The 20,904-nt window shown below is 48.6% G+C and carries 20 protein-coding genes and 1 rRNA gene; 3 read left to right on the top strand and 18 right to left on the bottom strand.

Annotated features, from left to right (window positions below):
- Nucleotides 1-22 precede the first annotated feature (22 nt).
- The 12 genes from pheT to M8006_RS12730 all read right to left on the bottom strand — a co-directional run bounded on the left by pheT (nt 23) and on the right by M8006_RS12730 (nt 12,066).
- On the bottom strand, nt 23-2,404 hold the full coding sequence (gene pheT / locus M8006_RS12785; protein WP_250082786.1) for a phenylalanine--tRNA ligase subunit beta: 2,382 nt from the start codon (nt 2,402-2,404) through the stop codon (nt 23-25).
- 25 nt (nt 2,405-2,429) lie between these two features.
- Entirely contained in the window at nt 2,430-3,449 is a 1,020-nt protein-coding gene (pheS, locus tag M8006_RS12780; RefSeq protein WP_250082783.1) for a phenylalanine--tRNA ligase subunit alpha, read from the bottom strand.
- 184 nt (nt 3,450-3,633) lie between these two features.
- On the bottom strand, nt 3,634-3,987 hold the full coding sequence (gene rplT, locus M8006_RS12775; protein WP_250082781.1) for a 50S ribosomal protein L20: 354 nt from the start codon (nt 3,985-3,987) through the stop codon (nt 3,634-3,636).
- A gap of 66 nt (nt 3,988-4,053) precedes the next feature.
- Nucleotides 4,054-4,248, bottom strand: a complete 195-nt coding sequence (gene rpmI, locus M8006_RS12770) for a 50S ribosomal protein L35 (protein ID WP_089725334.1) — start codon at nt 4,246-4,248, stop codon at nt 4,054-4,056.
- Nucleotides 4,249-4,330: 82 nt separating this feature from the next.
- The gene (gene infC / locus M8006_RS12765; protein WP_347709767.1) at nt 4,331-4,870 is read right to left on the bottom strand and encodes a translation initiation factor IF-3; all 540 of its coding nucleotides are present in this window, start codon (nt 4,868-4,870) and stop codon (nt 4,331-4,333) included.
- Nucleotides 4,871-4,882: 12 nt separating this feature from the next.
- Nucleotides 4,883-6,805 (bottom strand): threonine--tRNA ligase, encoded by a 1,923-nt coding sequence (gene thrS / locus M8006_RS12760; protein WP_250082777.1) that lies wholly within the window; start codon nt 6,803-6,805, stop codon nt 4,883-4,885.
- 203 nt (nt 6,806-7,008) lie between these two features.
- Entirely contained in the window at nt 7,009-7,878 is an 870-nt protein-coding gene (locus M8006_RS12755; RefSeq protein WP_250082775.1) for an OmpA family protein, read from the bottom strand.
- Nucleotides 7,879-8,147: 269 nt separating this feature from the next.
- Nucleotides 8,148-8,615, bottom strand: coding sequence for a DUF2489 domain-containing protein (locus tag M8006_RS12750; RefSeq protein ID WP_250082774.1), 468 nt, complete (start codon nt 8,613-8,615; stop codon nt 8,148-8,150).
- 105 nt (nt 8,616-8,720) lie between these two features.
- Nucleotides 8,721-9,635 (bottom strand): heme o synthase, encoded by a 915-nt coding sequence (gene cyoE, locus M8006_RS12745; RefSeq protein ID WP_250082772.1) that lies wholly within the window; start codon nt 9,633-9,635, stop codon nt 8,721-8,723.
- A 118-nt stretch (nt 9,636-9,753) separates the two neighbouring features.
- Nucleotides 9,754-10,803, bottom strand: coding sequence for a COX15/CtaA family protein (locus tag M8006_RS12740; RefSeq protein WP_250082770.1), 1,050 nt, complete (start codon nt 10,801-10,803; stop codon nt 9,754-9,756).
- 35 nt (nt 10,804-10,838) lie between these two features.
- Nucleotides 10,839-11,348 carry a hypothetical protein gene (locus M8006_RS12735; RefSeq protein WP_250082768.1) on the bottom strand — a complete coding sequence of 170 codons (510 nt, stop codon included), beginning with the start codon at nt 11,346-11,348 and terminating at the stop codon, nt 10,839-10,841.
- A gap of 13 nt (nt 11,349-11,361) precedes the next feature.
- Nucleotides 11,362-12,066, bottom strand: a complete 705-nt coding sequence (locus M8006_RS12730) for an SURF1 family protein (protein WP_250082765.1) — start codon at nt 12,064-12,066, stop codon at nt 11,362-11,364.
- Here M8006_RS12730 and M8006_RS12725 point away from each other — a divergent pair.
- Nucleotides 12,065-12,256, top strand: coding sequence for a DUF2909 domain-containing protein (locus M8006_RS12725; RefSeq protein WP_250082764.1), 192 nt, complete (start codon nt 12,065-12,067; stop codon nt 12,254-12,256). The genes M8006_RS12730 and M8006_RS12725 overlap by 2 nt on opposite strands.
- 22 nt (nt 12,257-12,278) lie before the next feature.
- Here M8006_RS12725 and M8006_RS12720 read toward each other — a convergent pair whose 3' ends face one another.
- From M8006_RS12720 to M8006_RS12700, 5 genes are all read right to left on the bottom strand, one after another.
- The gene (locus M8006_RS12720) at nt 12,279-13,139 is read right to left on the bottom strand and encodes a cytochrome c oxidase subunit 3 (RefSeq protein WP_250082762.1); all 861 of its coding nucleotides are present in this window, start codon (nt 13,137-13,139) and stop codon (nt 12,279-12,281) included.
- Nucleotides 13,126-13,677, bottom strand: coding sequence for a cytochrome c oxidase assembly protein (locus tag M8006_RS12715; RefSeq protein WP_250082760.1), 552 nt, complete (start codon nt 13,675-13,677; stop codon nt 13,126-13,128). The genes M8006_RS12720 and M8006_RS12715 overlap by 14 nt, the downstream gene beginning before the upstream one ends.
- 35 nt (nt 13,678-13,712) lie before the next feature.
- Nucleotides 13,713-15,350, bottom strand: coding sequence for a cytochrome c oxidase subunit I (gene ctaD, locus M8006_RS12710; protein ID WP_250082758.1), 1,638 nt, complete (start codon nt 15,348-15,350; stop codon nt 13,713-13,715).
- A gap of 45 nt (nt 15,351-15,395) precedes the next feature.
- Nucleotides 15,396-16,499 (bottom strand): cytochrome c oxidase subunit II, encoded by a 1,104-nt coding sequence (coxB, locus tag M8006_RS12705; RefSeq protein ID WP_250082756.1) that lies wholly within the window; start codon nt 16,497-16,499, stop codon nt 15,396-15,398.
- 111 nt (nt 16,500-16,610) lie between these two features.
- Nucleotides 16,611-16,787, bottom strand: coding sequence for a DUF2970 domain-containing protein (locus tag M8006_RS12700; RefSeq protein WP_250082754.1), 177 nt, complete (start codon nt 16,785-16,787; stop codon nt 16,611-16,613).
- Nucleotides 16,788-16,925: 138 nt separating this feature from the next.
- On the opposite strand from M8006_RS12700, the gene M8006_RS12695 reads away from it, so the two are divergent.
- Entirely contained in the window at nt 16,926-17,315 is a 390-nt protein-coding gene (locus M8006_RS12695; RefSeq protein ID WP_250082752.1) for a hypothetical protein, read from the top strand.
- A 585-nt stretch (nt 17,316-17,900) separates the two neighbouring features.
- On the top strand, nt 17,901-20,633 hold the full coding sequence (locus M8006_RS12685; RefSeq protein ID WP_250082751.1) for a cation-translocating P-type ATPase: 2,733 nt from the start codon (nt 17,901-17,903) through the stop codon (nt 20,631-20,633).
- A gap of 100 nt (nt 20,634-20,733) precedes the next feature.
- Here the strand turns inward: M8006_RS12685 and rrf are convergent.
- Nucleotides 20,734-20,849 (bottom strand): 5S ribosomal RNA (rrf, locus tag M8006_RS12680).
- Nucleotides 20,850-20,904: the final 55 nt, after the last annotated feature.

Here is a 20,904-nt window from a genome sequence, read left to right as displayed (position 1 = left end):
TAACAGCCTTAGCTGAAGATGCCTAACTGCGCAACTCTGCATTGAATTCACTGCGCACCTGCGCGACGATAGCAATTACCAACTGATTGATTTCATCATCATTTAGCGTGCGCGATGGATGCTGCCAGGTCAAGCCTAATGCAATACTCTTATGCCCTTCGACCACACCTTTCCCGGCGTAAACATCAAATAGATTCACCTGCTTGACATGCTCACCCGCTTGCTGTGTCGCCACATCAAGCAACACCTGGACGGGGACCGTTTCATCGACAATGAAAGCAAGATCTCGGCGCACTTCTGGTTGACGCGAAAGCGGCTCAAAAGCCGGAATCGCTCCTTCGCTTAATGCATCAAGGCGGACTTCAAACATTAACGCGTCGACTTTAAGTCCTAATCTCGCACGAATTTGCGGGTGCAAGGTCCCAATCCAACCAACCTCACGATCATTGTGCATTACTTTGGCACACTGTCCTGGATGAAGCGAAGGATGGTCTGACGACTCAAAACGCCACGCTTGTGTATCTCCTCCTAACGCGATCAAACTTTCTAAGTCACTTTTAAGATCATAGAAATCGATTTCATCACGCCCACCAGCCCACCCTTCCGGATAGCGGGTACCACAAGCAATAGCGCCAAGCATCGGCGTTTGACTTAAGCTATCAAGGTCGCCGTTAAACACCAGTCCGGTTTCAAATAGACGTACCCGCATCTGTTGCCGGTTAAGGTTGTGCTCTAATGCACGCACCAAGCCAGGAAACAAACTTGCTCGCATCACAGAGAGGTCGGCTGAAATGGGGTTAGCAAGCTTTGGTGAGACTGCCTCAGGCAGCAGTGTAGCTTGCAATTCCGGGGCAACAAAGCTGTAGGTCACCGCTTCTTGATAACCACGGGCCACCATTTGATGGCGTAGCTGAGGTTGTGTAACACGCGCTTCATCGTTGGCACGAAGCGCTAAGCGCGCTGCTGGTCGACGAATCGGAAGGTTGTTGTAACCATGAATACGCGCAACTTCTTCTATCAAATCTTCTTCAATGGCGATATCAAAACGCCAACTCGGCACCTCAACATCCCAGCCCTTTTCCGTGACATCAACCTTTAGCCCAAGGCGTTGTAAAATATCGGTGACTTCTTGCTGAGGGAGGGATTTACTCAACGCGTCACACAGCCGCTCTGCTCGAAAATTGATACACCGCTCTTCAGGCAAGTGCGTATCGCTTTTCACTTCGTTTAGCGGCCCCGCCTCCCCGCCGCAAATATCCAGCAGAAGGCGTGTTGCCCGCTCAATGGCCTCAGCGGTTAAATCAGGATCCACACCACGTTCAAAACGGTGCGAGGCATCCGTGTGCAAGCCGTAAGAGCGAGCCTGTCCTGCAATCGCTAATGGGGTAAAAAATGCGGACTCTAAGAAAATTGTCTGAGTGTCAGAGCTAACACCAGAGTTTTCGCCCCCCATCACTCCGGCCATCGCTAACGGGCCGTTCTGGTCAGCAATCAGCAGCGTCTCCGGGCGCAGTGCGACATTCTGTCCATCCAACAATGTTATACTCTCACCGTCCTTGGCTAGGCGCACCACCACTCCACCGTGAAGATTGTCACGGTCATACGCATGAAGCGGTTGCCCCAGTTCCAACATCACATAGTTGGTGACATCCACAACGGGATCAATCGAGCGAATACCGCTACGACGCAAGCGCTCAACCATCCACAGAGGCGTCACCACATTAACGTTGACATTGCGGATTAACCGACCGATGTAACGTGGGCAATGCTCTGGAGCTTCAATGGTCACCGGGAAAGTGTCACCGAAGGCGACGGAGACGCTCTCACATACTGGCCCATTCACTGCTAAACGGTTAAGCACCCCCACCTCACGTGCCAAACCTTTAAGGCTTAAGCAATCACCGCGGTTAGGCGTCAAATCAACGTCAATGGTGCTATCATCAAGCCCCATATAGACGCGAAAGTCCTCTCCCGTGAGTGCATTGGAGGGTAGTACAAAAATACCGGGGGAGGTGTCACCCACAAGTCCCAACTCTGATTCAGAACAGATCATGCCGCGCGATTCAACGCCACGAAGTTTGGCTTTTTTAATTTTGAAGTCACCGGGAAGAACACCACCAACTTGCGCGAAAGGTACTTTTTGGCCAATCACTACATTAGGAGCACCACATACTACCTGAACCGGTTCGGCTGAACCATCATTGACCGTGCAGATACTGAGTTTATCCGCATCGGGATGCTGCTCTTTCGTAAGCACTTCAGCGACTACTACGCCATTAAATGCAGCAGCAACAGGCTCAACAGCATCGACCTCCAGACCTGCCATGGTAATTTGGTCAGCAACGGCTTGCGTATCCAGCTGCGGAGACACCCACTCGCGCAGCCACTGTTCAGAAAATTTCATAGAAGTTCCTGTATTGGCAGCGGATTTAGGTAAACTGGCGCAAAAAGCGCAAGTCATTTTCAAAAAAGAGACGCAGGTCGTTAACCCCGTACCGCAACATCGCTAACCGCTCCGCCCCCATACCAAAAGCAAATCCGGTAAAACGTTCGGTATCAATGCCGGAATGGCGGAAAACTTCCGGATGCACCATTCCACACCCCATCACTTCCAACCAACCGCTATGAGAGCACACACGACATCCATCTCCGCCACACATAACACATTGAATATCGACTTCAGCAGATGGCTCGGTAAAGGGAAAGTATGATGGTCTGAAGCGCACAGAGAGTTCGTCGCGTTCGAAAAATGCTTGCAAAAAATCTTCAATCGTTCCTTTCAGGTCAGCAAAACTCACGTCTTCATCGACCAATAAGCCCTCAACCTGATGGAACATGGGCGTGTGCGTTAAATCCGAATCACTACGATAAACGCGCCCGGGGCACACAATTCTAATCGGAGGCTCGTTGGTTTTCATTGTGCGCACTTGCACAGGTGACGTGTGCGTGCGAAGCAGACGCGTAGCATCAAAATAAAAGGTATCGGCCATTCCACGGGCAGGATGGTGTGCAGGTATATTGAGCGCTTCGAAATTATGGTAGTCATCTTCAATCTCAGGCCCTACCTCGACATCATAACCGATGCGAGTAAAAAGCCCTTCGATTCGCTCAAGTGTGCGCGTAATCGGATGCAAACCACCACTTGGCTGACCACGACCAGGTAAAGTGACATCAATGCGCTCTGCTGCTAAACGGGCATTAAGTGCCGCTTTCTCTAACATTTCCTTTTTGCGATCAATCTCACCAGCGAGCGTCTGCTTAGCTTGGTTAATCCGCTCACCTGCTGCAGGCCTCTCTTCGGGCGACAATTTACCCAAACCTTTAAGCAAGGCGGTGACCTCACCTTTTTTACCCAGATAACGTACACGTATTTCATCTAGTGCCGCGATATTTTGTGCAGACTGAATAGCATCGCGGGCTTCAGATACCAGAGTAGGAAGGTAATCCATCCCATTGACTCCGAATTAAGCCTTTTCCCCAATAAACAACCAGGGAGTAGCAAGTTACTTGTGGCGAGTTAACCGCCATATATTACCCTTTAAAAAAACAGGGGAAGAGCGGCTGCTCTTCCCCTGGATGGGTCATATTTCATGACCAAGCTTTTATCATGCGCCTATCAGCGCAGATATAGCCTTACTGGGCAGCCTTAGCCTTCTCAACAATGACAGCAAATGCTGCTTTCTCATTGACGGCGAGGTCCGCCAGGACTTTACGGTCAATTTCAATGCCGGCTTTCTTCAAACCGCCAACAAATCGGCTATAGGACATGCCGTGCTGACGCGCGCCCGCATTGATACGCTGAATCCACAGCGCACGGAATTGACGCTTACGGTTGCGACGGTCACGGTAAGCATACTGGCCTGCTTTAATCACCGCCTGTTTGGCTACACGGAAAACACGCGAGCGCGCTCCGTAATACCCTTTGGCTTGCTTTAAGATCTTTTTATGACGACGACGAGCAACGACGCCACGTTTAACACGAGTCATAACACACTCCTGACAAAATGACTGAGACAGCGTTTAAAGTGCTCCCTCAGATAAAGAAAACCCGATTTAGAGGTTCGGCAGCATACGCTGGATGAGCGCTTTATCAGCGTCGTGGATCTGCTTCATACCACGCAATTGACGTTTACGCTTAGTCGATTTCTTAGTCAGAATGTGGCTACGAAAAGACTGCTTGTGCTTAAAGCCATTAGCCGTCTTCTTGAAGCGCTTGGCAGCGCCACTGTTACTTTTGATTTTCGGCATGAGAATAACTCCGCTCGATATTTTTTAGAAAACCCAAGGCCAACCGCGGCAACTACCGCGGTCCGTTAACTTAGCCGTTGGATCACTTCTTCTTCGGTGCAAGAATCATGATCATCTGGCGGCCTTCCATTTTAGGGAAAGCTTCAACCGTTCCGATCTCTTCCAGGTCTGACGCAATCCGTTCCATCAGTTTGCGGCCGATGTCTTGGTGTGCCATCTCGCGCCCCCGGAAGCGCAGCGTGACCTTGCCCTTGTCACCACTTTCGAGGAACCGAGTTAGGTTTTTCAACTTAACTTGGTAGTCACCCTCGTCAGTGCCAGGACGGAATTTAACTTCCTTGACCTGAATTTGCTTTTGCTTCTTCTTTTGAGCTGCTTTCTGCTTTTTTTGCTCAAAAACAAATTTGCCATAATCCATGATCTTACAAACGATCGGATCGGCGTTGGATATTTGCACAAGGTCCAAACCGGCTTCTTGAGCGCGCTCAAGAGCGTCGGCAGTGGATACAACACCCATCTGCTCGCCATCTTGATCAATAAGGCGCACTTCAGATTCGGTAATTCTCTCGTTCATTGGTGGGCGTTTGTCTTGTGGACGCCCGCGCTGATTGCTTCGCTTGATCGCTCCGTCTCCTTAGGCAATTGACGATGTCGCCAGGGCCGCTCTTTCAACCTCTAGGCGTTTGATGAGTGCATCAACCGTCATGGTACCGAGGTTTTCGCCGCTGCGTGTTCGCACAGCGACTGAGTCAGCTTCGACTTCCTTATCTCCTACCACCAGGAGATAGGGAACCTTCTGCAACGTGTGCTCACGGATTTTAAAGCCGATTTTCTCGTTCCTCAAGTCCGCCTTGACTCGTAAGCCACTTTTTTGCAAACGCTGCTCTAACTCTAGGGCATAATCCCGTTGAGCATCGGTAATCGTCATAATTACCGCTTGCTGCGGTGCTAACCAAAGAGGCAAAGCACCAGCATAATGCTCAATCAGTATCCCTAGAAAACGCTCAAAAGACCCCAGAATGGCTCTATGCAACATCACAGGCGTCTTTCTAACACCATCTTCATCAACATACTGGGCACCTAAGCGCCCTGGCAGATTAAAATCTAATTGTAGCGTACCACATTGCCACACGCGATTCAGGCAATCTCGCAAAGCAAATTCAATTTTTGGCCCATAAAAAGCCCCTTCACCGGGCTGCAGCTCCCAATCAAGTCCTGTCGCGTTGAGCGCAGCTTCTAACCCTTGTTCAGCTTGGTCCCAAAGTTCAGCTTCACCAAGAAAATCTCCAGGACGTGTTGAGAGCTTAAGTTCGACCTCTTCAAAGCCAAGCGTCTTATAAACTTCTAGCGTCAGCGCAATAAACGCTTCTGCTTCCGCTTGAATTTGACTCTCAGTGCAGAAAATATGCGCATCATCTTGTGTAAACCCACGAACGCGCATTAGGCCATGTAGCGAACCTGATGGTTCATTGCGGTGGCAGCTACCAAACTCGGCAAGACGCAAAGGTAAATCCCGATAGCTCTTTAACCCTTGATTAAACACCTGCACGTGGCAAGGGCAATTCATGGGCTTTACCGCATACTCGCGCTTCTCGGACTCAGTGGTAAACATCAATTCACTGTAGTGCCCCCAGTGCCCTGACTTTTTCCACAACGAGAGATCGACTACTTGTGGTGTTTTAATTTCTTGGTAACCGTGCTCGCGTTGAATCTTGCGCATATAGTCTTCAAGCGCTTGATACATCGTCCAGCCATTAGGGTGCCAAAACACCATTCCCGGCGCCTCTTCCTGGAGGTGAAAAAGATCCATTTTACGCGCAAGCTTGCGGTGATCGCGCTTTTCTGCTTCCTCTAAGCGCTTAAGGTATGCCTTTAATTGTTTTTTATCTCCCCACGCTGTGCCGTAAATACGTGTCAGCATGGTATTGTCAGCATCACCTCGCCAGTAAGCACCAGCCAGCTTGGTCAACTTAAAGGCTTTTAAATGACGCGTGTTGGGCACGTGAGGACCACGACACATGTCCGTATATTCTTCGTGATGATACAGACGAATCATGGCGCCTTCTGGAATATCCCGCACAATCTCCTGCTTGTACGGTTCGTCACAATGCAAAAAGGTAAGCATCGCTTTATCACGATCGACGTATTCACGAACCACATCATATTCACGATCGATTAGCACCTTCATCCGCGCTTCGATCACTTCTAAATCTTCTGGTGTAACTGAGCGACCAAATTCAATGTCATAGTAAAAGCCGTCGTCAATCACCGGGCCAATGGCCATTTTGGCATCCGGATACAGCTGCTTCACCGCATGGCCGATAAGGTGTGCACAAGAGTGTCGAACAATTTCTAACCCTTCCGGGTCTTGAGCCGTAATAATCGACACATCCGCGTCGTTTTCAATATTGTCAGCAGCATCGACTAATTCACCATTAATTTTGCCAGCGACGCATGCTTTGGCCAAACCAGGGCCAATAGATTCTGCCAACTGCATGATGCTTAACGACTCTGAGAACTTACGTTGGCTGCCATCCGGCAGTGTTACTGTAGGCATTTGGTTATTTCCTTGAGCGCAGTGGTGATCCACACCAAGGGTCACATATCGCTATCAATGGTCGTCTAGGTGAAGCGAACGAAAAAACGCTATCGGCGTGCAGATAGCCTAGCAAAAGTTGTCAGCAGTATAAACAAGGCGCGGAAGGGTATTCCCTTCCGCGCCTAAACAATTACATGTTTTGTCAGATATAGAGAGAAAGCTTAGTTCCACTCATCCAGTTCTACACGACGGTTTTCAGCACGACCCTCGTCGGTATCATTGGTGGCTACCGGACGCTCTTCGCCATACCCAATGGCCCTCATACGACCTGCCTCAACACCGTTTTGCTGCAAGTAGCTCGCAACAGACTCTGCACGTTGCTGCGACAGCTCTTTGTTATAAACTGCGCTACCAACCGAGTCCGTGTGCCCTCCAATACTGACACGAACACCAGAGTTATTGGCAAGACGCTCGGCTACAGTATGCAGCTCTTGGCGTGCTTCGGATGTCAACTGAGCAGAATCAAATTCAAAATTAACACCGTCAAGGACCAAGCTTTCTGGGCAACCCAGTGCGTTCACTACAGCACCAGCAGGCGTGTTGGGGCACTGATCGCGATAATCCGGCACCCCATCAACGTCTGAATCTAGAGGGCAACCTTTAGCATCCACCGCGACCCCTGCAGGCGTTCCTGGGCACTGGTCACGATAATCTGGCACACCATCTGCGTCTGAATCCAGCGGACAGCCCTCTGCATCGACAGCTACACCAGCAGGCACTTCACCGTAGCTCGGGCACTGCGGTTCGGCTTTAGGTGTTTCATCTGCGCAAAGAAGAGCAGCAATGGTAGCGCCTGCCGTTGCGCCAATTGCAGCGCCAGTATCTTCGTCCGAGTCACTGCTGGTGGCGTAACCTAGGCTACCCCCAATGACACTACCGGCTAAACCACAGACAGCAGGATGCTGATACCAGCTACTCCCCTTATCAACACTAGTCGATTGACCTGATGATTGAGAAGCTGAGCTAGCACAGCCAGAAAGGCCTACCGCCAGAGCAGACCCAATAAGCAAGCCAGTTGTAGATGTTTTCATGCAAGACTCCTTCTTGATACAAAAATGGAAAGCGAAAATACTAGGCTGCTTCCTTCCAATGCCGCCACAGCTGTGCATCATTTCCTATGCATGTGCATCTTCAATGCAATGCGACTATCAATGTGGGACAAAAATTACGCTTTTGGCATTGAAATTAAAAAAACTCCTTGCTCTTTATGTCCCCATATAGAGCGGTATAGCAGAACGCTATGGTTAGCATCACATCATACGCACCGCATAAGTTATAGTTTACACTATTATCCTAGCAGTTAATGGAGAGCATTTTTTCCCTTACCTCGCCAAGCCACCACTTCTTTGGCAGCAGCCATCACATCCCCGCGCATCTCATCCTCAGCGGCTAGGCGCTCTTTATCCTCTCGCATCCGCTCGCGAGGTGTAAGATGGTTACGTTCCGAGTGTGTTTTAAGATGCCGCGTGCGGTCATAAAGTTCTGCAAATGCTTTAAACTCTTCGCGTTCGACTAACGAGGGATCAATAATTTCAAGTAGCACCTTGCAGCGCCAACTTGCCTCTGTAATGTTCACTTGTCCCTGCAATAAGGCCCCTACAATATAATCAAGGTTCTCTAAACTATTCTGTTGAGCTCGTTGCTCCTCTTCAATTCGAAACGCCTCTCGGCGCTTTACCTCGCCGCGCAACGTAAAGGCATAAGCCGCAAGACCTACAATAATGATCATACCCACGCCAAACAGTAATACCGCAGCTGTGAAACTCATATATATTCTCACTAAATAAATTCTACTACAATTATACACCCTCTCGGCCAGCCACCCAAATTGTTGCAAAAAATTGCGACATTAGCCGTTTTGTTGACAACCTCATCAGGCGGTTACCATGGAGTAGTGATCCAGCAAAAGTGCACCAAAAACGCCTAGTAAATAACGGATAGAAAACCAGAATGCAGCTAACGGCGCTTGAGGATCTTTTCCTCGCCATACTTTTCCATTCCAGTACATAAAACGAGCATTTAACAACACGGCCACCACCAAGTATACACCGCCACTCATGCCAATCATGAACGGCATAAGCGTTGCTATGACGGTTAGCCAGCCATAAAGCCATATTTGCAATCGGGTAAATGCTAAACCATGTGTCACCGGTAGCATGGGTATACCAGCTTTGGCATATTCATCACATTTATGTATTGCCAATGCCCAGAAATGAGGAGGCGTCCAGGCAAAAATAATCAGCATTAACAGCAGTGGCTCTGGGGTAATTTGCCCTGTAACTGCGACCCATCCCAGTAGTGGAGGAGCAGCGCCAGCAACGCCACCAATAACGATATTTTGCGGCGTTGCCCGCTTAAGAAACGCGGTATAAATCAACGCATAGCCAATCAAAGATGCACACGTCAATCCGGCCACTAAGATATTGACTTGCCAAGCCAATAATACAACACCCGCAAAGGATAATAGGCTTGCCCAAACCAGTGCTACCGCAACAGGTAAGCGTTTGCTAGCAACAGGTCGATGCGAAGTACGGCTCATCATCGCATCCAGACGCCGGTCAATTACGTGATTAAAGGCGGCAGCACCACAAGAAGCCAAACCAACTCCCACTAGACCAAAAAATACGCTGCTAAACAACGGCAGGCCTGGTGTTGCTAGCGCCATACCAACGGCTGTACATACCAACATGACAGCCACCACTTTGATTTTGCAAAGGCTAAGTAGCTCTTTCCACCCCCACATGATGGAAGGCAATGCAGCTGGCAATATCATTGTCGTATTTCGCATGGCAATGCTACCCCTTATATGCTTTTCCTAGGGAACTCCTAGTTTATTATTGGTAGTATTTAGGTGCCGCAGATATTGTTTTGGAGCCGCCAATAATAGGATTAGTTTGCTTGTTTCCCTAGTGAGGAACGATGTCTGCAGCGGGCCTAAGCGTACTCGACAGCTTCGAGCTTGCCTCTCCATGACGCCATTGCCACCACGCCCAAACCAAGCCTACAGACAAGCCGATAGCCCCTGCCGTGTGTAATAATGCTAACCATAAAGGTAGCCAAAACAAGACATTCGCCACCCCAATAGCAACTTGCAGCGCATACAACACTAACACTACCACTAGAGGCTTATTCATGCCTGGCTGATCACGATAGCACCTCCATAGCAGCAATAATGCGACGCCTAGTAAAATTGCGCCCAAGCGATGGGTCACCTGGATGGCGGTACGTGCATCAGCATGTAATTGACCCTGTAAATAATTAGGCCCTACCGTTTGTGTCAGATGGAAGCCTTCAGAAAAATCCATCTCAGGCCACCACTGTGAATTACAGGTCGGAAATCCTTGACAGGCAATACCAGCGTAATTGCTTGACACCCAACCACCTAGCGCCAACTGAAGCACCAAGATAAAACTCGCTAGCACCCACCAAAAATTTATTTTTCGGCCCTTGATATCACCCCCTTTCCAATCGTGGCGCAAACGAAGATGGAGCCATAAAAAGAGTAGCAACACACACAGACCACCCATCAAATGCAGAGTGACCACTTGAGGCCATAACTTAAGTGTAACGGTGAAAGCGCCAAACGCACCTTGCAATAAAATAATGACCAATAGGCCTAGGCTTAATCGCCATGGGTATTGGCTATGCTTACGCAGTGGCCAGCCCACGACCACAATGCTCACAACCACCAGCCCAAGCAAGCTAGCGATATAGCGATGGATCATTTCAACCCATGCTTTAAAAGGCTCAAGAGGGGCATCAGGATGGCGTAAGAAAAAATGCTCATTGTCAGGAACCAACAAGCGCCCATAGCAACCAGGCCAGTCTGGGCAGCCTAAGCCAGCATCGACCAAACGCGTCCAAGCGCCCACGATCATGACAAAAGCGGTGAATAAAGTACCCGCCAATGTTAACCAAACTAGCCAATGTAAGCGGCGTTCAAATGGTTGCTGCATCGTACTTCCTTATGGCCGATCAACACCGACGAAACTTAAATGGGATTCACTTTAAACAAATGCCTAATATCATTAAGTATGTCCGCCGCGGGGACACTAGCATCAAATAACAGTGCGGGCCTGCCAAATGGATCGAATAACCACGCATTGTTATCTTCTTGCCAATCGGGCTCCTGGCGCCACTGACTGGTGACTTCTCCTGGCAGTGCTTGTGAATCTCCACCAATACGTAACCGCGTCAACCGTGGAGCTTCGCGTCCTAATGCACGATGCAAACGCCAAAATTCATCCATGCGTTGCTCGCACAGCTGAGTACAATCAAACGCCAGGGTCCAGGTGTCTTCGCTGCTTTCAGTATTGACAGTCAGGGGCCACTCATTAAGCGATGGAAGCTGCACCCCCACCTCCCCATGAGCCATATGACGATCAGGAATACCCACTTCCCACTGCACCATGCCCCATGCGGCCACCATCGGTAAACTAAAAACCGCAAATATCATCACCAACTTAATACGCTGCCGCTGATTATGTCGACGGCTGTGCATACTCAAACTCCCTTCATTGTTTTTGAGAATGTTTTTGCGTATCGCTGCGTAGCCGGTAACCGCCAATTAGCATGACCAGAAGCGCCGCTAACGCTAAGCCCCACCACTGAAAAGCGTAGCCTAAATGTCGACTTGGCGGCACAATATTGGCTTCCCACCATGGCATTAAGACACCGTCGCCTTCACTCGCGTGCAGCCATCCAGAATAGCTGAATGAACCAAGCACTGGCTCCCAAGGAATAAGGCTAAGCTGTTGTAACCGCACTCCTTCTACATTATCCCCATAGAGTGGCCCACCGGTTTGACTGGCTTGCCATTCACCACTTATCTCCACTTCTCCTTTTGGCGCTGTCGCGGAAGGCGGGGCACGACTCGGCCCTGTTTCTAAAAAACCACGCTGTATTAACCATAATTGTCCTTGGTTGTCGCGCAGTGGCGTTAAAACGGCGACGCCCAGGCGGCCAGCCAAAATACGGTTATCCAAATAGAGGGTTTGATCCGAAAGATACTCGCCTCTCACTGTGACACGAGCACCTGGCTCTGGGGGCACCACGGGTTCAATCAAATCAACTGCAGATTCACGTGCTTCGATGGCTACCCGCTTGTCAACTGCCCGCTCCCACTGCCATAGTCCCAAATACATGCCCAATGCCACTATTGCTATCCAAAACACATACCAACTGTAAAAGCGCCCTTGTTGACGAGAGGTTTTCATCATGTTTTTACAACTACTCATTGCCGCCGTTTTTTTAGCCATGGTCATTAGCTTAGCTGCAGGTGCCGGTTTTATGCTGCGCGATAAATCTTCATCCCGCCGACTACTAATCTCGCTCAAATGGCGGATTAGCCTAGCTTGCTTACTAATGGCTCTCATTATTTTCGGTTTTTGGTCAGGCGAACTTGGTTAGTTCCACAGCTTACTAGCTTCCTTTAAAGCACATAGACAAAAATAAAGAGCCCGACCCAAACCACATCGACAAAGTGCCAATACCAGCAAGAGGCTTCAAAACCGAAGTGGTTTTCATGAGCAAAGTGTCCTTTCTGAATACGCACTAATATGGTAGCTAATATTAAAGTACCCACGATCACGTGCACGCCATGAAAACCCGTAAGAATGAAAAACGTGGCACCGAAAATACCTGCTTCTAAGGTAATGCCATAGTGGGCATAGGCTTCGTAGTACTCAACACCCTGAATAATTATGAAACAAACACCAAGAAGTACCGTTCCAGTCAGCCAATTTCGACACGCCTTGCGATAGCCCTCTTTTAACGCCTCATGGGCAATCGTCAACGTAATACTCGAAGTGATTAAAATTAGTGTATTAACAAGAGGCAACTGCCATGGACTGAAGACTTGTTGCGGACCCGAAATAGAAGAATCAGGCGGATTTATTAGCGGCCAATGAGCCACAAAATCAGGCCATAATAACGCGGCAACACCTTTTGAACCTTCGCCCCCTAACCACGGGATGGCAAACATACGGACGTAAAACAGCGCTCCAAAAAAAGCTGCAAAAAACATCACTTCCGAAAAAACAAACCAGCCCATGCCCCACCTAAATGAGCGATCCATTTGCGCGTCGTATAGCCCTCCCTGGGACTCAATGACCACATCACGGAACCATAGCCACATAACAGCGACAATGCCTATAACGCCGATGAATGCAAGGTGTAACCCGGTGTCATAAACCAGCTTAATGCCAAGGCCAATCATCATAACACCCAGCGCCAAAGAGCATAATACCGGCCACCGGCTCGTCGCAGGAACGTAATAGCTACCACCACTCATATTGATCCCCTCGTCGCTTTGTTGTTATTACGGGTGCCATTAAGCGATGCATGGCGAAGGTTTTCCTGGACTGGATACAGCGATACACCAGCGGAATTCTTAAACGTTCATCGCCTTGCAATTGCTGTTCTTCAAAACAAAAACAGCTTACTTTGCGCAAATAGCGAGTAGCAATTGATGGCGACACGCTTGACACCGCGCGTCCCCAGCTTATATTAGAAATATTATTGGTAAAGGTAAAGTCAATTACTGTTTGCCCAGGACGCACACGCATTTGTTGCATTTCAACGCTCACTTGCATTGGCAGGCTTGCGCTACCACGGGTAATAAACTGAACGTTCACGTAACGTGACGTATCCACTTCCTCATGAACAATACTTTGAGCAGCTGCATTGACCTTACCTTTGATGCCCTTTATACGACAGAAAACGTCGTACATGAGCACTAATGCAAAAGCAAATATCCCCAACAGCGCAGCAAGTAATCTTATAACTGCTCGCCTTATACCTGCTGCCTGCATATGCTGAAGATTTTGCATAACAACCTCATCTTATTTATTCGAGCGTTACCTCATCAATGCGAAGAACGATGAAAATTTGGTGGAGTTTCAAAGGTATGCAATGGTGCTGGACTCGGCACTGTCCACTCTAGATCTTCAGCCCCTTCCCATGCTTTAGCTGGCGCTTTTTTACCACCGCGAACGCACAGCACAACGACAAGCACAAACAATAACTGTGACGCACCAAAGAAGAAAGCGCCAATGCTTGAGATAAAATTGAAATCTGCGAATTGAAGTGCATAGTCAGGAATACGTCTTGGCATGCCCGCCAAACCAGCAAAATGCATCGGAAAGAAAGTCAAGTTCACGCCAACGATTGAAAACCAGAAATGCCACTGAGCCAGTCGTTCATTGGGGTAGTGGCCGGTCCATTTAGGCAGCCAATAATAAACCCCCGCCATGATGGCAAAAACTGCACCAGGTACTAATACATAGTGAAAATGAGCCACCACAAAATAGGTATCATGATATTGAAAATCAGCAGGCGCGATTGCCAGCATCAATCCTGAAAACCCACCAATGGTAAACAACACTACAAAGGCAAGAGAAAATAACATCGGTGATTCAAAGCTAATCGAACCACGGAACAATGTAGTCACCCAGTTGAATACTTTCACGCCTGTAGGCACCGCTATCAGCATGGTGGAGTACATGAAAAAAAGCTCTGCAACCAAGGGTAACCCCACCACGAACATATGGTGAGCCCAAACTAAAAACGATAGCAGTGCAATGGATGCTGTAGCGTAAACCATTGAGGCGTAACCAAACAAAGGCTTACGGGCAAAAGTAGGTATGATTGCCGAGACAATACCAAAGGCAGGCAAAATCATAATATATACTTCAGGATGACCGAAGAACCAAAAGAGATGCTGGAACAGTACTGGGTCTCCACCGCCCGCCGCATTAAAGAAATTGGTACCAAAATTAATATCCATTAGCATCATGGTGATCACACCGGCTAACACCGGCATCACGGCAATTAGCAGGAACGCTGTAATAAGCCATGTCCACACAAATAGCGGCATATCCATCAACCGCATGCCAGGTGCACGCATATTGAGAATCGTCGCAATAATATTAATTGCACCTAAAATAGAACTTATACCAGCGATATGTATAGCTAAGATAAAAAAAGTTGTCGAGGGAGGGGCATAAGTGGTAGATAGTGGCGCATAAAATGTCCAGCCAAAGTTTGGACCACCTCCCGGCATCAGTAAGGTAGAAAGCAACAGGGTAAACGCCACAGGAAGCAGCCAAAAACTAAAATTATTGAGTCTTGGTAACGCCATATCTGGCGCACCAATTTGCAATGGGATCATCCAGTTAGCCAAGCCAGTAAAAGCTGGCATCACCGCAGCAAACACCATGATCAAACCATGCATGGTCGTCATTTGGTTAAAGAATTCTGGATTAACCAACTGCAAACCCGGTTGAAAAAGCTCAGCACGCACCACCAGTGCAAATATGCCGCCAATGAAAAACATTGTCAGCGAAAAAATTAAATAGAGTGAGCCGATTTCTTTATGATTAGTGGTTAGCAACCATCGCAATATGCCACGGGGCTGCGCAGGGTGGCCATGATGAACTTGGCTATCTGCTGTAATCGTCGAGCTATGCTGCAAGTTATGTTGGGGAGGTAGTTTGAGCGCCATTCGACTCTCCAAAGATGTTATTGTTATTAACAATTAATTGGTTGATCACTGGGCGATAAGTTCTTGAACTGTTAGTGGCTGTACGACATCACCCGCATCATTCCCCCATGCGTTACGCGTGTAAGTAACTACAGCAGCAAGCTCAACGGGATTTAGCGTATTTCGGAAAGCAGGCATGGCAGCTCCCGAGACACCATTAAGCACTCTATCTAAATGCCACGCTTGATCAGCAATAAGTTGTTCATTTCCTGCTAGCGCTGGGAATGCGGGCGGCGATCCACCACCATCAGGCTGATGACATGAAGCACAAATCGCCTCGTAAGTTGCTTGTCCACGCTCCATGAGTTCTGCAAGCTTCCAGTCTCGGTCAATGCCACTGATTTCTTTTTCAGCAGCCGCTTTACGTTCAGCAAACCACTTGTCAAACGCCTCTTGCTCCATCGCATGAACCACTACCGGCATAAACCCATGATCCATCCCACAGAGCTCAGCGCACTGCCCCCGATAAATACCGGGTTCGTTGATACGTACCCAGTTTTCATTAATAAAACCAGGCACCGCATCTTGCTTTACTGCCAATTCCGGCACCCACCAAGAATGAATCACGTCGTCCGATGTCATCAAAAAACGTACCTTACGATTAACGGGGAGAACTAATGGGTTATCAACATCGAGTAGATATGTCTCGCCTCGTGCTTCCTCCCCGTTAATTTGTACTTGCGGTGTACTTAAGCTTGAAATGAAGGCCACATTTTCGCCCATATACTCATAACGCCAACGCCACTGCTGACCAGTAATCATGACATCTAAATCTGCATCAGAGGGATTATACATCTGTTTCAATGTCGCCGTGGCAGGCACTGCCATTGCGATCAGAATCAGTACCGGAATAGCTGTCCAAAGCACCTCTACCAGTGTGTTTTCGTGAAAGTGAGCCGCTTTCGCGCCCTTTGCATGCCGATAGCGAAAAAGAGAGTAAAACATCGCACCGAACACCAAGAGACCAATCGCGACGCAGATCCAAAATATGGTCATATGTAAACGGTAAATGTCGCCGCTTACATCGGTAACCCCAACCGGCATATTCCACGCATAGGAAGCCGTTGGTACTAGGAAAGATACAACCGACCAATGCTTCAATGATCGCATAGGTCCCTCCACGGTTATTATTGTTTAGCGTTTTACGTCAGGATAAACGAAGGTATATGCAGTATAGGTAAGAATGACGCTACGTCACGGAGAACCGCCATTAAATTTGTATCAGACTTTTGCAGCGAGTAGAGCTACGCCGATTAGCAACAAAACGAAAAGGAGTGCTACGAAGATCGCAGCTATCACAAAAGCGAGTGGCTTGTCACTACTAAAATCTTCTTCTCGCTGCTGGTTTTTCTGCACCCCGATTAACGCTGCTAGGACAGATTTAATGACCCGCCACATACTCTCTCCTGATGGTCGATGCTTGATCCCTTGACTTGCGACAAAGGTTGACGCCACCGTTCACCCCATATTTGACTATACTGATTATGGAATGTCCTTCCGTGATCGGATTCAACGCAAACACATTTGGAGGTCACCATGGCCACACTGTCTCGTACCTCTTCATTCAAGCCTTTACCCTCAGACTCACTCCCCCCCTGGCTCTCCATTAGCCAGCCTTTATTACAGTGGTGGATGGAACAAAGCGTGAAGGGGGTACAGCCGTTAATGAATGTGCAGCTAGCCTGGTTGGAAAGTGTATCGAGTGCAATGCAGATGGAAATGGAGTTCTGTCAAGCTATCGCAGAAAGCCACGAAAAAATCTCACATTGCTTACTGATTCATCAGAAATCGCCAAAATCAACCGAAAAAATCACAGACTGCTACCAACAAGCAATGCAAGATTTGTCAAATGCTCACTTAAACAGGCTTAAAAAGGTAACAGAACTGAGTCATGATTTTCGCAGTGCGATATGGGAAGAAATTTGACGCATATAAGCTTTTAAAATTATTAATTTTTTAGCAATTTCTGAGGATCAAATTTGGCTAAATTTAATGTGAAAGCTTCATTAACCATTGCGGCCATAGGGTTATTTCTTACCCTCATTGGATGTACAACGTATACGTGGCCTGATGGAACGCAACAAACCGTGCTTGGCGTTCCTGCGCAAGCAGAAAATAAAAGTCACGAGGAACGTCAGGCCGAACCGATCATATACCGGATCCCAGGACAAGTTTTTCCAGGTTCTCGGCAGTCAGAAGATGAATAATTCATGCTTCGACTAATGACGCTGGTAAATTTTATCGTTTACGGGCATTCAATGGCTAGGCCAACCATTATGCCCATTTGTCTTTACTTATACCGTAGCGACCTGGTCAATTTTCACCGCTGAAATGGTCGGCAACATAACCAACATACTCTTCAGCAAAGCAAGGATTGTCTCAAGACACCTGTGCCACCTTACAGACAGGTTAACCTCTTGGCGTTATGCTCCCTTCCCTTGCACTCTAATGCTGCGGTGCAGCATGATAATGTTCTAAAATGATTATACGTTCATCACAGGGAGTTCAAGGATGGAAAATCGCCACCCCCTCACCGGGTCTCACCCAACTTGGCATAGCATCACTGGTGAAGAAGCCCTTGAGCAGCAAGAATCTACTCTCGAGGGGTTATCGACGCAAGAGTCTCAGGAGCGTCTACAAAAGCATGGGCCAAATCGTATTCAACAGGGACAAGGGCGACCTTGGTACCGCCGCTTGCTGGATCAATTCAATAATATTTTGATGATGATTTTACTTGTGGCAGCCTTAGCGAGTTTCTTGCTCGGTCACGCTATTGATGCTGCCGCCATTGTCAGTGTAGTCGTAATCATTACCTTAATAGGTTTCATTCAGGAGGGCAAGGCCGAGCAAGCGTTAGAAAGTATCCGCAATATGCTATCGCCGCAGGCTAATGTCCTCCGTGATGGCAAGCGTACTACTATTGCTGCCGAAGAAGTAGTGCCCGGTGATATTGTTCTCATTGAGAGCGGTGATCGCGTACCTGCCGACCTACGTCTTATTGAAGCACACCGCTTCCGTACCGAAGAAGCGGCGTTAACCGGTGAGTCGGTGCCAGTTGAGAAGCACATTGACGCGGTAGAAAGCAGTGCTGACCTAGCAGAACGACACAGTATGGCGTTCGCGAGCACCATAGTAGTGCAAGGCAATGCGCACGGCTTAGTCGTCGAAACTGGGCAACATACTGAGATCGGAAAAATTTCTGAGCTGCTACGCAGGGTCGAACCCATCAAAACACCTCTGGTAAAGCAGCTAGACCGTGCTGGTCGTGTGCTCGCGATTTTTATTTTGGGGGCAGCCGCGTTTACGGCATTATTCGGCGTCATCATTCACGGACGCCCTCCTTCTGAAATGTTTATGGCTGCGGTGGGGCTTGCTGTTGCCGCTATCCCAGAAGGCCTGCCGGCAATTGTTACTATCGGTTTAGCTCTTGGTGTGCAGAGTATGGCACGGCATAATGCTATTGTGCGTCGCCTACCTGCGGTAGAAACTTTAGGCTCCATATCGACCATCTTTTCTGATAAGACCGGCACACTAACTCGAAACGAAATGACTGCTCAGGCGCTCTGGCTTGGTAATAAACAGTACCGAGTTGAAGGTATCGACTTCGTTCCCGATGGCGACTTCCACCCTATGCAAAGAGACGGTAAACGAGACACTCATAGTATTGATATCGAAAAAGATCAAATACTACGCGATTTTCTTGAGGTTGGTGTTCTTTGCAATGATTCAGAGCTCACCAAAGAGGAAGGACATTACTATATCCAAGGCGATCCAACCGAAGGAGCTTTGGTAGTGGCAGCAGCCAAAGGGGGAATCGACGCTCGCGAACTGCGAAAACACTACAAACGCCTAGATGCCATCCCGTTTGAGTCTGAACACAAATACATGGCCACGCTACACCCAAGTGGTGACCAGCATCGCATACTGGTCAAGGGTGCGCCGGATCGTCTGTTGGAAATGTGCGCGACGGAGAGCACTTTGGATGGCGATGTGGAAATAGATTATAACCAGTGGGAGGAACGCATTCACGACTTGTCATCGCAAGGGCTGCGTGTACTAGCTATTGCCGACAAGCTCACCAGCAACGTTGACAAATTAGAGCATCACCATGTTGAGAGTGGTTTGCGCTTTCTGGGTATTATTGGCCTCTTAGACCCACCACGAGATGAAGCCATCAAAGCCGTGAAACTTTGCCAACAAGCTGGCATTCGCCCAGTCATGATTACTGGCGACCACGCCTCCACCGCCCTTGCCATCGCCAAACAGCTCGGTTTTTCCCAGACCGAAAAAGCATTCACCGGACGAGAACTTGAGAGCATGTCGGACAAAGAACTTGAGGGTATTATTCTCGATACCGATGTCTTTGCGCGTGTCTCTCCTGAGCACAAACTGCGCCTCGTGCAGGCCGTGCAGGCCTGTGGTGGCGTTTGTGCAATGACCGGTGACGGTGTCAACGACGGTCCTGCACTCAAGCGTGCCGATGTCGGCGTCGCCATGGGCATTCAGGGAACAGAAGCTGCTAAGGACGCCTCTGAGATGGTGCTAGCAGACGACAACTTTGCCACTATCGTCCGCGCTGTCGAAGAGGGTCGCAAGGTATATGACAATATCCGCAAGACGATCACCTTTATCCTCCCGACTAACGGGGCACAGGGCCTCGCGATTATGCTCGCTGTGCTATCGGGCTCTATTCTACCCATCACACCGTTGCAAGCATTGTGGGTTAACATGGTCGTTGCTATTACCTTAGGCCTAGCACTGGCGTTTGAAGAGGGTGAAAATGACTTAATGCAACGTAGCCCAAGAAACCCTAAGGCACCGCTACTCGATCTGTTTTTGCTTTGGCGTGTTGTGTTCGTGTCACTATTACTGCTGGCGGGCGTATTTAGTATTTTCACTTGGTTACTTAACCAAGGTGGAAGCGAGGAGCTAGCTCGAGCTGGTGCTGTCAATATGCTAGTTACCGGCAGTGCTGCCTACTTGATCAATAGCCGCTTTTTGATAAATAGCACATTATCCATCTCGGGTATATTCGGCAGTCGACCCGTTTGGATTTCTATTGCATTGATCATGCTGCTACAGTTCGCCTTCACATACTTCCCTTTCATGCAGTTTATTTTTGGCAGCGAAGCGCTATCGTTAACTCATTGGCTAGCGATCTTACTTGGCAGCATTTTTATCTATCTTATTATTGAAGCAGAAAAATTTTTATGGAGTCGGCATGAGTCACACAAAAAATATTAATACTCTTAATCGAATCAGCTAAGAGTCACGTTGTTTTATCTCCACTTTAGAACAAAAAAATCCCCCCGGGCCTGAGCCCGGGGGGATTTTTCGGATAAGTGCCTGACGATGACCTACTCTCGCATGGGGAGGCCCCACACTACTATCGGCGCTGAGCGGTTTCACTACTGAGTTCGGCAAGGGATCAGGTGGTTCCCGCTCGCTATGGTCGTCAGGCGTAACTGGCGATCTATCATGCTGTGTTTTGTGCGTCTCTTTTACGTAGCCGTGG

This window comes from Halomonas llamarensis, assembly GCF_023555005.1.
Taxonomy (GTDB): domain Bacteria; phylum Pseudomonadota; class Gammaproteobacteria; order Pseudomonadales; family Halomonadaceae; genus Vreelandella; species Vreelandella llamarensis.
This window is presented reverse-complemented; position numbering and strand designations above follow the sequence as displayed.

Bases quoted from the DNA above. Each gene is read 5' to 3' on its own strand.
- pheT (WP_250082786.1), bottom strand. From the start codon at position 2,404: ATGAAATTTTCTGAACAGTGGCTGCGCGAGTGGGTGTCTCCGCAGCTG.
- pheS (WP_250082783.1), bottom strand. From the start codon at position 3,449: ATGGATTACCTTCCTACTCTGGTATCTGAAGCCCGCGATGCTATTCAG.
- rplT (WP_250082781.1), bottom strand. From the start codon at position 3,987: ATGACTCGTGTTAAACGTGGCGTCGTTGCTCGTCGTCGTCATAAAAAG.
- rpmI (WP_089725334.1), bottom strand. From the start codon at position 4,248: ATGCCGAAAATCAAAAGTAACAGTGGCGCTGCCAAGCGCTTCAAGAAG.
- thrS (WP_250082777.1), bottom strand. From the start codon at position 6,805: ATGCCTACAGTAACACTGCCGGATGGCAGCCAACGTAAGTTCTCAGAG.
- M8006_RS12755 (WP_250082775.1), bottom strand. From the start codon at position 7,878: ATGAAAACATCTACAACTGGCTTGCTTATTGGGTCTGCTCTGGCGGTA.
- M8006_RS12750 (WP_250082774.1), bottom strand. From the start codon at position 8,615: ATGAGTTTCACAGCTGCGGTATTACTGTTTGGCGTGGGTATGATCATT.
- cyoE (WP_250082772.1), bottom strand. From the start codon at position 9,635: ATGCGAAATACGACAATGATATTGCCAGCTGCATTGCCTTCCATCATG.
- M8006_RS12740 (WP_250082770.1), bottom strand. From the start codon at position 10,803: ATGCAGCAACCATTTGAACGCCGCTTACATTGGCTAGTTTGGTTAACA.
- M8006_RS12735 (WP_250082768.1), bottom strand. From the start codon at position 11,348: ATGCACAGCCGTCGACATAATCAGCGGCAGCGTATTAAGTTGGTGATG.
- M8006_RS12725 (WP_250082764.1), top strand. From the start codon at position 12,065: ATGTTTTTACAACTACTCATTGCCGCCGTTTTTTTAGCCATGGTCATT.
- M8006_RS12730 (WP_250082765.1), bottom strand. From the start codon at position 12,066: ATGATGAAAACCTCTCGTCAACAAGGGCGCTTTTACAGTTGGTATGTG.
- M8006_RS12720 (WP_250082762.1), bottom strand. From the start codon at position 13,139: ATGAGTGGTGGTAGCTATTACGTTCCTGCGACGAGCCGGTGGCCGGTA.
- M8006_RS12715 (WP_250082760.1), bottom strand. From the start codon at position 13,677: ATGCAAAATCTTCAGCATATGCAGGCAGCAGGTATAAGGCGAGCAGTT.
- ctaD (WP_250082758.1), bottom strand. From the start codon at position 15,350: ATGGCGCTCAAACTACCTCCCCAACATAACTTGCAGCATAGCTCGACG.
- coxB (WP_250082756.1), bottom strand. From the start codon at position 16,499: ATGCGATCATTGAAGCATTGGTCGGTTGTATCTTTCCTAGTACCAACG.
- M8006_RS12700 (WP_250082754.1), bottom strand. From the start codon at position 16,787: ATGTGGCGGGTCATTAAATCTGTCCTAGCAGCGTTAATCGGGGTGCAG.
- M8006_RS12695 (WP_250082752.1), top strand. From the start codon at position 16,926: ATGGCCACACTGTCTCGTACCTCTTCATTCAAGCCTTTACCCTCAGAC.
- M8006_RS12685 (WP_250082751.1), top strand. From the start codon at position 17,901: ATGGAAAATCGCCACCCCCTCACCGGGTCTCACCCAACTTGGCATAGC.